This window comes from Arthrobacter sp. NamB2 (genome assembly GCF_005281365.1).
In the GTDB taxonomy this organism is placed as follows: Bacteria; Actinomycetota; Actinomycetes; order Actinomycetales; family Micrococcaceae; genus Arthrobacter_D.
The window spans coordinates 39,097-50,758 of the sequence record NZ_SZWI01000010.1 but is presented as its reverse complement, the minus strand read 5'-3'; the positions used below and the strand labels follow the sequence as shown (position 1 = coordinate 50,758).

The 11,662-nt window shown below is 67.6% G+C and carries 12 protein-coding genes, 1 pseudogene and 1 riboswitch; of the genes and pseudogenes, 6 read left to right on the top strand and 7 right to left on the bottom strand.

Annotated elements, in window-relative coordinates; translation table 11 throughout:
- Nucleotides 1–279 precede the first annotated feature (279 nt).
- From FDK12_RS14735 to FDK12_RS14725, 3 genes are read right to left on the bottom strand one after another with little or no spacing between them, the layout of a single operon-like run.
- Nucleotides 280–624, bottom strand: coding sequence for a UBP-type zinc finger domain-containing protein (locus FDK12_RS14735; protein ID WP_137370254.1), 345 nt, complete (start codon nt 622–624; stop codon nt 280–282).
- Entirely contained in the window at nt 621–2,192 is a 1,572-nt protein-coding gene (locus FDK12_RS14730) for an FAD-dependent monooxygenase (protein WP_223263317.1), read from the bottom strand. The genes FDK12_RS14735 and FDK12_RS14730 overlap by 4 nt, the downstream gene beginning before the upstream one ends.
- 13 nt (nt 2,193–2,205) lie before the next feature.
- A complete protein-coding gene (locus tag FDK12_RS14725; RefSeq protein WP_137370253.1) occupies nt 2,206–2,853 on the bottom strand; it encodes a 4a-hydroxytetrahydrobiopterin dehydratase in 648 nt (215 codons plus the stop codon).
- 208 nt (nt 2,854–3,061) lie between these two features.
- Here FDK12_RS14725 and FDK12_RS14720 point away from each other — a divergent pair.
- The 3 genes and pseudogenes from FDK12_RS14720 (at nt 3,062) to FDK12_RS14710 (ending at nt 5,761) form a co-directional block, all read left to right on the top strand.
- Nucleotides 3,062–4,542, top strand: a pseudogene (locus tag FDK12_RS14720) (amino acid permease).
- Nucleotides 4,543–4,647: 105 nt separating this feature from the next.
- Nucleotides 4,648–4,872, top strand: a complete 225-nt coding sequence (locus tag FDK12_RS14715) for a hypothetical protein (RefSeq protein ID WP_137370252.1) — start codon at nt 4,648–4,650, stop codon at nt 4,870–4,872.
- Nucleotides 4,873–5,296: 424 nt separating this feature from the next.
- On the top strand, nt 5,297–5,761 hold the full coding sequence (locus FDK12_RS14710) for an SRPBCC family protein (protein WP_137370251.1): 465 nt from the start codon (nt 5,297–5,299) through the stop codon (nt 5,759–5,761).
- A 455-nt stretch (nt 5,762–6,216) separates the two neighbouring features.
- On the opposite strand, the gene FDK12_RS14705 is transcribed toward FDK12_RS14710, so the two are convergent.
- On the bottom strand, nt 6,217–6,408 hold the full coding sequence (locus FDK12_RS14705; protein WP_137370250.1) for a hypothetical protein: 192 nt from the start codon (nt 6,406–6,408) through the stop codon (nt 6,217–6,219).
- A 264-nt stretch (nt 6,409–6,672) separates the two neighbouring features.
- Nucleotides 6,673–6,933, bottom strand: a complete 261-nt coding sequence (locus FDK12_RS14700) for a DUF4235 domain-containing protein (protein ID WP_137370249.1) — start codon at nt 6,931–6,933, stop codon at nt 6,673–6,675.
- A gap of 100 nt (nt 6,934–7,033) precedes the next feature.
- Nucleotides 7,034–7,157: riboswitch (TPP riboswitch) on the top strand.
- Nucleotides 7,158–7,218: 61 nt separating this feature from the next.
- Here FDK12_RS14700 and FDK12_RS15315 point away from each other — a divergent pair.
- The 3 genes from FDK12_RS15315 to FDK12_RS14690 are packed head-to-tail and all read left to right on the top strand — an operon-like array spanning nt 7,219 to nt 10,108.
- On the top strand, nt 7,219–7,827 hold the full coding sequence (locus FDK12_RS15315) for an ECF transporter S component (protein ID WP_223263316.1): 609 nt from the start codon (nt 7,219–7,221) through the stop codon (nt 7,825–7,827).
- Entirely contained in the window at nt 7,824–9,314 is a 1,491-nt protein-coding gene (locus FDK12_RS14695; protein ID WP_223263315.1) for an ABC transporter ATP-binding protein, read from the top strand. Before FDK12_RS15315 ends, FDK12_RS14695 begins: the two co-directional genes overlap by 4 nt.
- Nucleotides 9,311–10,108: an energy-coupling factor transporter transmembrane component T family protein gene (locus FDK12_RS14690; protein ID WP_137370247.1), complete on the top strand. Its 798-nt coding sequence runs from the start codon at nt 9,311–9,313 to the stop codon at nt 10,106–10,108. Before FDK12_RS14695 ends, FDK12_RS14690 begins: the two co-directional genes overlap by 4 nt.
- A gap of 51 nt (nt 10,109–10,159) precedes the next feature.
- Here the strand turns inward: FDK12_RS14690 and FDK12_RS14685 are convergent, their stop codons facing one another.
- Together FDK12_RS14685 and FDK12_RS14680 are read right to left on the bottom strand one after the other, a co-directional pair.
- Complete coding sequence (locus FDK12_RS14685; protein WP_137370246.1) at nt 10,160–10,897, bottom strand: amino acid ABC transporter ATP-binding protein; 738 nt, start codon at nt 10,895–10,897, stop codon at nt 10,160–10,162.
- Nucleotides 10,894–11,658: an amino acid ABC transporter permease gene (locus FDK12_RS14680; protein WP_104116290.1), complete on the bottom strand. Its 765-nt coding sequence runs from the start codon at nt 11,656–11,658 to the stop codon at nt 10,894–10,896. The genes FDK12_RS14685 and FDK12_RS14680 overlap by 4 nt, the downstream gene beginning before the upstream one ends.
- Between the last annotated feature and the right edge of the window lie 4 nt (nt 11,659–11,662).

Genomic DNA, 11,662 nt, shown 5'->3' with positions numbered 1-11,662 from the left:
TTCACCACAGCGCCCGGAGCCGGGAACACCCCCGGCCCGGGCGCTGCTTCGCGCCAGCACACATCTACAACCCGCCCGTAGGTGATCCAGAACACCTGCTGACCGTGGCGGGCGATGTCCGGTCCCTCTACCGGGGCTGGCTACCGCACACCTCCGCTTCTTCGTGCTCACGGCAGATGCCGGCGGTAGTGCGGCCGCGCTGCCGCCTGAGTTGGATGCCGGCCTAGGCTGCAATGACGGAGGCTCTCGGGCACGGTGGAGAGCCGGGCCGGACCTTCCTCAGTGGATGCGACGCCGCCAGTCAGCAGGAACTCGGCCCGCCGGGCCCGGCACGGTCTGGTCCAACGGCCGACTGGTGGGCTCGGCGAGGGGCGGGCCGTCGAGGAATTCCCCGCTCCGATAGTTCCAGAACCAGTCCTCGCCCGGTTCGAAGGACATGGCGATCGGGTGGCCGCTGCCGGCGGCGTGGCCCGAGGCGTGCTGCGCGGGCGAGCTGTCGCAGCACCCCACGTGACCGCAGGCTGCGCAGCGGCGGAGGTGCAGCCACCAGCCGCCGGAGTCCTCGCACTCGGCACATCCGGTACCCGATGGAGCCGCGCTCGTATCGATGGCGTCGTTCGTCATTCCCGTCGTCCTTCCTGGTGGTCCTTCGCAAAAGCTACTCCTGCCAACGCGGCGAACCGATCAACCGCGTCCTCGGGCAGCGACGCGGCGGCCACGAAGCCGTCGGGCCGGACGAGGTAGAGGGTACCGGGCTCGAGAGCGGTCCGACCCGTGGTCGCGAACGCGTGCAGTGCAAGGCCGAGGTGGCGGGCGACGCCGTCCGCCTCGTGGATGCGCCCTCCATCCGCCGCATAGACGTGCACCTGCCATCGGGCAGATCGAAGCACCCCGAAGTTCGCGCCGGTCCATGGCAGACGGCGCCCGACGACGGGGTGGCGGCGCCCTCGACGCGCATTCTCGTCCATCGGGTAGCGGATGCGGATCTGCCCGAGATACCCGGCGAGGCGGCGCCCGATCGGCAGATGGGGAAGGACAGCGACGCCGATGGGCAGCGCCACGCGCGGCGCGAACCTCCGGACCGCGGTCATCACCACGGAACGGGATACGACGCCGCGGAACAGCCTGTCCGTGGTGCTCAGGAGATGCAGGGCGACGGGCCTGCGTTCTGCTGCGTAGCGGTCCAGCGATGCCGGGGATGCGCGGGCGGCGACGACATCCGCGAGCTTGAACGCGAGGTTGTGTGCGTCCTGGAGGCCGGTGTTCATGCCCTGTGCCCCGACGGGCGAATGGACATGGGCTGCATCACCGGCGAGGAAGATCGGTCCGGCGCGGAAGCGTGCGGCAATGCGGTAATGCAACCGGTAGGTGGAGAACCAGCGGTAGTCCTCGTAGGTCACGCCGAACGCTTCAGCCAATCGGTACCGGGCGAACTCTTCAGTGACGGCGGCGACGTCGTCGTCGCTCGCTACCCCGATGAGGCGCTGGCCGCTCCTGCCGGCGTCGTCCGGCTTCATGGGGAAGGCCAGCAGGAATTCGGCCGCTCCCTGGCGGATGTTCACGGAAGCGGGGGCGAGACCGCTGACCCCGACCGCGTCGACGAGGTAGAACGTCTGTCGGCTGGTCCTGCCCTCGAAGGGGATGCCGCACAGCGAGCGGACGGCGGATGACGCGCCGTCGCACCCGACGGCGAACCGCGCGCTGATGGTCCGCAGTCCCTCCGCGCTCTCGACGACCGCGCGCACGGCGGACTCCGACCGATGAAGGTCCACAAGCCGGTGCCGCCAACGGACCCAACCACCCAACGCCTGCAGGTTGTCGGCGAGAATCCGCTCGTTGGCGCTTTGCTCCAGTACGTACATCCCGGGGTACGGCGTGATCCCCCTGCCGAGGTCGGTCAGCGGGACCGGCGCGAAGGCGACGCGCCCGAAGCCCTGGCGCATCGACTCCACCCGGACAACCTGCCCCAGCACGAGGTCGGCGACGCCGAGCTGGTCGTAGATCTCCATGGAGCGGGAGTGCACGCCGAGCGCCCGCGACTCCACCGTGGGCCCGTCCTTGCCGTCGATGATCCCGACGCGCACTCCGGACTTCACGAGCCAGTTCGCCAGCATCAGTCCCGTCGGTCCGGCTCCGACCACGAGGACCTCGACGTCGTCGTTCCGGTGGTCCGCGCCCTCCGCCTCAGGCACCGGACGGGGATTCTCAGCGCTCAAGGATGGTGCAGACGCAGGCCCGGTTGCCCTCGGGATCGGCCAGGACGGTGAAGGCGGGTGCCTGGGCTGCGTCGACGACGGTGCCGCCGGCGGCGACGGCGGCCGCTATGCGTGCCTCAGCGGCGTCGTGCGGGACCCAGACGTCGAGGTGGAAGCGCTGCCGTGGGGTCTCGTGCGCATCGGTGTGCTGGAACCACAGCAGGGGGACGCGGCCGGTCGGGTCGGCGACGTCGTCCCCGTCCACCGCGCGTGCGTCCCCTGTCAGGAGTGCGGCCCAGAACGGGCCGGCTGCCGCTACGTCCGCGGTGTCGAGGGCGAGTTCGACGACGACGGCGGCCGAAGGGTCGGCCGGAATGCCGCGCTCGCTAGCCAGGGTGCTGATGCCGCGGGCCAGGTCGACGTCGCGCTCCGTCACCCCTGATGCGTCGTGGCTGATGAGCTTCACGTCCACGTGTGTATACGTCAGCACGATGTCCGGATGGTGGTTCGCCTCCTCGGCCAGTTCACCGATGGCCGAGACGAAGGCCAGGCCCGCGGAGAAGTCGCGCGTCAGGAAGCGGGCGTGCAGCGCCTGCGCCAGTTTGCGCCAATCGTCGAGGCCGGCGTCGAGGATCTGCGCTGTGTCGAGGATGCTCATGCCGTCAGTATGTCGTCCTCACTACGGCATGAGAAGGCCCGGCGGAGCCCAGTGCCTGCCCGTCCCGGCCCGAGGTGCAGTGCGGGCACCCCTGTGATTTGACTCCAGACCACACACCGTTCAGGGTTCTATGTCTGTCACATTCATCCAGCCCGCGCACCTTCAGCCAGTCCGTGTGACTGCGCGTGGGGAAGGAAAATTTGCCCACATGTCTGATCCCGCACTCTCCGTGCATACTTCCGCTGCATCCGGCGCAGGAGACCATAGTCGATCCCCGCAGCTGACGCGTGCGCTCAGCAACCGGCACATCCAGCTGCTGGCCATCGGCGGTGCCATCGGCACGGGTCTCTTCATGGGCTCCGGCAAGACCATCTCGCTCGCGGGGCCGTCCGTGATCTTCGTGTACATGATCATCGGCTTCATGCTGTTCTTCGTCATGCGCGCCATGGGAGAGATCCTGCTTTCGAACCTCGAGTACAAGTCCTTCAGCGACTTCGCCGGGGATCTGCTCGGTCCCTGGGCCGGTTTCTTCACCGGATGGTCCTACTACACCTCTGGGTCGTCACGGGTGTCGCCGACATCGTGGCCATTGCGGGCTACGTCGACATCCTCGCCCCGGGCACTCCGCTGTGGATACCGGCGCTGGCCACCCCCGTGGTGCTGCTGCTCCTGAACCTGCCGACGGTGAAGGCCTTCGGCGAGGCAGAGTTCTGGTTCGCCATCATCAAGGTGGTGGCGATCCTCGCGCTGATCGTCACCGGGATCGTCATGATCGCCACGCATTTCACCTCGCCCGGTGGGCAGGTCGCCGCACTCGCGAACATCTGGAACGACGGCGGAATGTTCCCGCACGGGCTGTTCGGTTTCATTCTCGGATTCCAGATCGCGATCTTCGCCTTCGCCGGTATCGAACTGGTCGGCACGGCTGCGGCCGAGACCAAGGATCCCGAGAAGACACTGCCCCGCGCCGTGAACTCGATTCCCGTGCGCGTACTGCTGTTCTACGTAGGTGCTCTCATCGTCATCATGGCGGTCAACCCGTGGCGCACCATCGACGCCTCCACCAGCCCTTTCATCGGCATGTTCACCCTCGCGGGGCTCGGAATCGCCGCCGTCGTCGTCAACCTCGTCGTCCTGACCTCCGCGGCTTCAAGCGCGAACTCGGGCATCTACTCCACGTCGCGCATGGTGTACGGGCTCGCACACGACGGCAACGCCCCTCGGTCCTTCGGGAGGCTGAGCTCGCGGAAGGTTCCGCAGAATGCGCTGCTGTTCTCCTGCATCTTCCTGCTGGCCGGGCTCATCCTGCTGTACTCGGGCGACTCCGTGATCGGTGCGTTCACGATCGTCACCTCCGTCGCCTCGGTCCTGACGATGTTCGTCTGGTCGATGATCCTCATCAGCTACCTGGCTTTCCTACGCCGCCACCCTGAGCGTCACGAGCAGTCCGCGTTCAAGATGCCGGGCTCTGCCTTCATGCCCTACGTGGTGCTGGCGTTCTTCCTGTTCATGCTCGTGGCCCTCGCGCAGGCCGACGACACCCGGCTGGCCCTCGTCGTGGCTCCGCTGTGGTTCCTCCTTCTCGGTGGCGCATGGTTCGTGAATAGGAAGACTCCGCTGCAGCAGGCGCGCATCGAGAGGCACAGGGCAGCGGTAGAGGCAGAGAAGCCTGCAGTGGTCGCCGGCTAGCGGCGTGCTGCATCCCCACGAAGGACTGCTCCCGCAGGAAGCGGTCCTTCCGTTCTCCGGCTCCGGTCGAACGGCTCGAGTGAGTTGGTTGGTTGCTTCCGCCCGATGAGCGAAGCGTTCAGGGCGCCGATTGCCGTTGCGCTGTCGGCCATCAAGTGCCCCGAGGGCGCAGCAGCGCTCATCCCGGGCCAGTCGGTCACGTGCACCGCGACCTACACGACGACCGCAGCCGACCTTGCTGCCGGTGCGGTCATCTTCGGTGGTCTCTCGGCCCTGCTCCTCGGAGCCGGCGCACTGGACGTGGCCAGGACACGCCGCAAGGACCAGTAGGTCCGATACACCCCTGGTATGGTCCTCCCTGGTGAGGGAGGGACACACCAGGACATGAAAAAACAGCAGCGCCCGGCGTCGGGGGGTACCCCGATACCGGGCGCTGCTGCACGTCAGTGAACATCCAGACTTCATAGCGCCGATGTCCGCCTGCTGAATCCGCAGGTTCCTTCGGCATGTCCGTTGGGCCAAGCCGAGTCGTGATGCAGCGTTCCGTTCGGCAGCCAGCGCTCGGTCACGCAGAACACCGCGCCATCTATAGCGGCCTCAAGGGGTCCTGTGGTGATGAATGGCAAGGCGCGTGCAGGACACACGTAACACCGGCGAGGGCATAGAGTCGATGGCAGGCTCGATCCCCGATGAATCTTCGCCGGGCGACGCGAAGTAAAACCCGTCTCCCACAATCCGAAGGAGCACGCGCTCGATGAACGACACACGTATCTCTGCAAGCCGCACGATCGATGCACCGGCCGACGCCATCTTCACCTTCCTTTCGAATCCGGCGCACCACGCTGCCTTGGACGGCTCCGGAATGGTGCAGTCGGACAGCAAGTCCGACCGCATCACCGCCGTGGGCCAGATGTTCACCATGAACCAGAACTGGGACAAGATGGGCGGTGACTATCAGACGGACAACCATGTGGTGGGCTATGACGAGAACAAGCTACTCGCATGGAAAACTGCGCCGGCGGGGGAGGAGCCTCCGGGGTGGGAGTGGGTGTGGCGGTTCGAGACAGCCGGTCCCGGTTCCACCGAGGTGTCCGTCACCTACGACTGGTCCGGCGTTACTGACAGGGAAACCCTGAAGAAGCTGAGTTTCCCTGAGGTGTCGCAGGACGCGCTGGACTCGACGCTGGCCAATCTTGCAGCGCAGGTGTCCGAAGCTTAGGTCCGTTTCCTAAGAGCAGGACGACGACGGCCGGTTCCCTCCTGCCCAGGGGCCGGCCGCCGTCGTCCTTGCACGTGGCCGCGACCGGAATCCAGAGGCCCGGCAGCCACCTACTCGGAGCCCTTCTTCTATCCGTAGACTCGGCTCAGCGCGGCATGGAGCTAGGGGCACACAAACAATCACGATCCCGAAAACATCTAATGGCAGGGCCCGCCCCGGCATGATCGCCCTTGGCATGGCCCCCCTGACCTGGGCGCAGGGCACGACAGTCCGTGCGGGCATGTGGCCGATGTTCTCGAGCGCGCTGCTGACCTGGTCGCAGGAGCTCCCTACGCCATCCTGATGGATCTTCGGGCCCATGGAACGGATGCTTTCGGCCGGCTCTGAACAGGCCAGTCATCCCGCGCGATACTTCCTCTCGTCATTCCTGCTTCCGCGTTGCGGCAGTCCACGGGCTACGGGCGGGCGGGCTGCTTCCGGCCCAGGAGCGAGGCGTTCAGGCTCCCGATGGCCGCTGCCGTCACGACGCTGTACAGGACCGCGGACTGCAGCGCCCGGCCGGTCTCGGTGTGTGCTGCGACGAGGATCGGGGTCACGACAAGGATGGTGGCAAGGAACCAGAGGGCCCTGCTGTGGACGAACCGCATGTCTCCTCCTTCTTCCGACCCTTCAACGCTAGGCCGATGGCGCGGCCGGCGCGTCATCCCTGAGTAGGAACGGCAGGCGAACGGTGTCATCCCTGCGAGCGCACTGCCCGTACGGGAGCAGGACGACCCACTACCCCTCACCGGTCCACTGCGCGCTCGAGGGGGTTGTCGGCGACCCGAAGGGCTGCCATGGCAGTCCGAGAAGGAGGCATGAAAAGGGAGGAGAGGCACGACGGCTCGTGCCCCTCCTCCCGATGATGCGTATCAGGTAAGGTCGCGGGTCTTCGCGAATCGCTCGATCGCCCTCTGCGTGGAGCGGTTGGTCAGCACCTGGATGGTGGTGCTGACGGCTCCGGAGATGATGGCGAAGACCAGGGCGGAGCGCAGGGTGTTTTCCAGCCCGTCCTTGCTCTTGGGGGGCGCCTCGCCCGTGATCTTCTCCCAGAGGAAGTCCACGAGCTTCGTCCCCACGTATCCGGCACCGACGCTCATGCCTACACCGAGCAATTTGAACACTACTTGCATGGTTTCTCCTTTTGATCCGATAGTCCTGCGCCTAGCCTAACCGCGGCTCAGGAGCCATGCAGGGAGTAGGCAGCAGGTGTAGGATCGGTAGCGCTCAACCAACAAACGACAGGGGAGCGCCGATCCGCAGCTGGCTGCGGAACGGGCGCTGAGAGTGCGGACCGCCGCAGACCCTCGAACCTGATCCGGCTAGTACCGGCGAAGGGAGTCGAGTTCTCAGAGTGCTGTGCGCTGCCTCCGCTGCAGCCCCGCGCTATCCCCTCCTGTACCTCAGGAGGAATCATCATGGCTTCACCAACAGCCCTCAAGGGCACCACCCCGCGCTCAAGCCAGTGGCGCGTCGTCGACATCGTGGTGGCCTCGGTCATCGCGGTCGCCGTCGGCGTCCTCTTCTTCGCCTGGTCCGCGGGCTACTCCGGCATCAGCCTGCTCACCGCAGGGTTCCCGCCCCTGGCGGGCCTGTACTCCGGCGGATGGCTCATCGCCGGTGTGCTGGGCGGACTCATCATCCGCAAGCCCGGAGCCGCGCTCTACTGCGAAGTGCTGGCAGCGGCGGTATCGGCCCTCATCGGCACGCAGTTCGGCATCCTCGTCCTGGTGTCCGGCCTCATCCAGGGACTCGGGGCAGAACTGGTCTTCCTGCTGTTCCTGTACCGGAAGTGGAACCTGCCCGTGGCGTTGCTCGCCGGCCTCGTCGCAGGCCTCGCCCTCGCGATCAGCGAGAACATCATGTACAACGCGCTCTGGACGATCGAGTTCAAGCTCATATACACGCTTTTCGCCGCGATCTCGGGAGTCGTCATCGCAGGGCTGCTGTCCTGGCTGGCGATGCGCGGACTCGCGAAGACCGGGGTGCTGTCCTCGTTCGCGGCCGGCCGCACGGCGGACGTGTGACACCAGCGCACGCTCCGGCCCCGGGAGCAGTGCACGTCCGTGCCCGGGGCTGGGGCTGGCGCCATGCCGGCCGCAGAGCTTTCGCGGCTCGCCACCTCGACCTCGACATCCAGGCGGGGGAGCGGGTGCTGCTTCTCGGCGCGTCCGGTGCCGGCAAGTCCACCGTGCTGCACGGGCTGGCAGGGGTGCTGGGATCCAGCGACGAAGGCGAGCAGGAGGGCGAGCTGCTGCTCGACGACGCCGCGCCCGCCGCCGCACGGGGACGTGCAGGGCTGGTGCTGCAGGACCCTGAGACGCAGGTGGTCCTGGCACGGGTGGGTGACGAGGTCGCTTTCGCCGCCGAGAATCTCGCCGTGCCCCGCGACGAGATCTGGCAGCGCGTGGGACGCGCGCTCGACGACGTCGGGCTGGACCTTCCACTCGATCACCCGACCACTGCGCTGTCCGGCGGGCAGAAGCAGCGCCTGGCGCTCGCTGCCGTCCTCGCGATGGAACCGGGGCTGCTCCTGCTCGATGAACCCACCGCGAACCTCGACCCCGACGGCGTGCTGGAGGTGCGCGACGCCGTCGTCCGTGTCCTCGAACGCACCGGGGCGACGCTCGTCGTCGTGGAGCACCGGGTCGCGGTGTGGGCAGACGTCGTCGACCGCGTGATCGTGCTCGACGCCGGGGGAGGGGTCCTCGCGGACGGCGCGCCCGCAGCGGTGCTGGGTCAGGAACGCACGCGCGACCGCCTGGCCGCGGCGGGCGTGTGGGTCCCGGGTTGGCAGCCTCCCGTCGGCGGCCCCCTGCCGGGCACAGGCGGGGAGGTACTGCTGTCGAGCCGCGACCTGACCGTCGCTCGGACGAAGCGGGGGCCAGCCGCCGTCGAGGGCCTCCGGCTCGAGGTGCGGACTGCGGAAGCCCTGAGCATCACCGGGCCGAACGGTGCCGGGAAGTCCACGGCGGCCCTCACCCTCGGCGGTCTGCTCCGCCCGCGTTCGGGAAGGCTCGACGCGTCGGAAACCCTCGCCGGCACGGCCGGCACCGACCCCTTCCGGTGGCGCTCGTCGCAGCTCGTGCAGCGCATCGGGACCGTCTTCCAGGAGCCGGAGCACCAGTTCCTCACCGCGACGGTGTCCGAGGAACTCGAGTTCGGCCCGCGGAGGGTCGGCGGGAACGACGACCCACGACGCACCGCCGACATCGCCGAGCGTCTTCGCCTCACCCACCTGCTGGAGGCCAATCCCTTCACGCTGTCCGGTGGGGAGAAGCGCCGGCTGTCCGTGGCGACGATGCTCGCCACGGCACCGCGGATCCTGATCCTCGACGAACCGACCTTCGGGCAGGACGCCGGAACCTGGGCAGAGCTCGTCACCCTGCTGCGGGAACTGATCCACGACGGCGTCGCCGTCCTCTCGGTGACCCACGACACCGAGTACATCGCGGAGCTCGGCGGCGCGACCCTGCGCATCGCGGATGGCGCGGGACGGCTGGTGGCGCAGTGAGCAACGACTACCTGACACCCGTTCTGACCGGGAGGACGCTGGTGCGGGCCAACCCCGTCTCCAAGCTGTTCGCCGCCGTCGCCATCACCCTTGCCCTCCTCGTGAGCATCGACTGGGTGAGCGCGGCGGTGGTCCTGGCCTGCGAACTCGCGCTCATGCCGATGCTGGGCATCAGTGTGTGGGGCCTGGCACGGAGGATCTGGCCCCTGCTGGTCGCCGCGGTGATCGGCGCCTACGGCACGGCACTGCTCGCCGAGAAGACCGGAAATGTCCTGCTCGACGTCGGCCCGTTCCTCTTCACCGAGGGGTCCGTCACCGCCGGAATCGCCGTCGGGCTGAGGGCATTGGCACTCGCGCTGCCGGGGATCTTCATCCTCCTCACCACGGACCCCACCGACCTCGCCGACGCACTGGCCCAGAAGCTCCACCTGCCCCACCGCTTCGTCCTGGGCGGCCTGGCATCGCTACGGCTCGCGGGCCTGCTCGTGGAGCAGTGGGAGACGCTGGGGCTGGCCCGCCACGCCCGCGGCATCGGGTCGGACGGCTCGATCGTCGCCCGGACGCGCAACCTGCTGGGACAGTCCTTCGGGCTGATCGTGCAGGCGATCCGTAGGGCCACCCGCCTCGCGACGGCGATGGAGGCACGCGGGTTTGGTGGCGGGACGCGCACCTGGGCACGCGAGAGTACCTACGCCCGGCTTGACGCGGTCGTCGCCGTCGTCGGGCTTTTGATCGCTGCGGGCGCGGTGACGGCGGCCGTCCTGGCCGGGACGTGGAACTTCATCCTGTCCTGACCGGGTCGACCGCCGTCCTTCGATGGGGTGCGCGATGATCCGCCGTGGTGCCTAGAGGACGTCCGAGAGGAACGACTTCAGGCGGGGTGTCTGCGGATTGTCGAAGATCGCGGCCGGAGGGCCGGACTCCACGACGACGCCGCCATCCATGAAGGTGACCGTGTCCGAGACGTTGCGGGAAAAGCCCATCTCGTGGGTCACCACGACCATGGTCATTCCGGCCGCGGCGAGGTCCGCCATGAGGGCCAGGACTCCCTTGACCAGCTCCGGGTCGAGAGCGGAGGTCGCCTCGTCGAAGAACATGACCTCCGGGTCCATCGCCAGTGCGCGCGCGATCGCGACGCGCTGCTGCTGTCCACCGGACAGGTTGCCCGGCCGGACGTCGGCCTTGTGCTTGAGTCCCACGAGGTCCAGCTGCGCAAGTGCCTTGTCCCGCGCTTCGTCCGCCGGCATCTTCCGGAGCTTGCGCAACGCCAGCGAGACGTTGTCCACCACGGTCTTGTGGGGAAAGAGGTTGAACTGCTGGAAGACCATCCCGATGCGCCGGCGCAGCTCGTCCGGGTTGTCCTTGAGGACGGACCGGCCGCCGAGCAGGATGTCGCCCTGGTCGGGTTCGATCAGCCGGTTCAGGACGCGCAGGAGTGTCGACTTGCCGGAGCCGGACGGGCCGATCACCGACGCCGTCGTGCCGCGCTCCACATGCAGGTCGATGCCGCGCAGGACATGGTTGGACCCGAAGGACAGGTGCAGGTTCTTCCCCGTCAGGGTTCCCGATTCGATCGTCTTCACGCCTTCGCTCCTTCGCCGATCCTCGCGGCCAGTTCGTCCGGTTCCGGCTTCTCCTTCTTGCCCATGCGCAGCCGGTGGTCGATGAAGTTGACCAGGTGCGTCAGCGGGATCGTCAGGCACAGGTACAGGACGGCGGCCGCGATGAGCGGCGACAAATTGCCCGTGGTGCTCGCCGCGTCATTGCCCACCCGGAAGAGTTCGCGTTCACTGGCGACGAGGCCGAGGAAGTAGATGAGCGAGGACTCCTTGATGAGGGCGATGAACTGGTTCACCAGGGCGGGCAACACGCGCCGCACGCCCTGGGGAACCACCACGAGCTGCATCGAGGAACGGTAGCTGAAACCGAGCGCACGGGATGCCTCCAGCTGACCCTTCTCGACGCTCTGGATACCGGAGCGGAAGATCTCCCCGATGTAGGCCGCGGCCATGAGCGACAGGGCGAGGATGCCCATGGGGAACGGGCTGGTGCTGCCCGTGAGCTGCCGGAAGATCGGCCCGAGCCCGATGCCGATGAGCAGGATGATCACCACGGCCGGCACGCCACGGAAGATGTCCGTGTAGACGCGGGCCGCCCAGCGCAGGGCCCGGTTGCGGGAGATCCCCATGATGGCGAGGACCATTCCGAGGACCGTTCCGATGATGCCGGAGGCTAGGGCGAGGATCAGGGTGTTCGGCAGTCCGACCGTCAGGAGGTTCGGCAGGACGGCGGCCATCGCCTCCCAGTCGAAGAAGGTCTGCGCAAGCTGTTCAAAGGCATTCATGCAG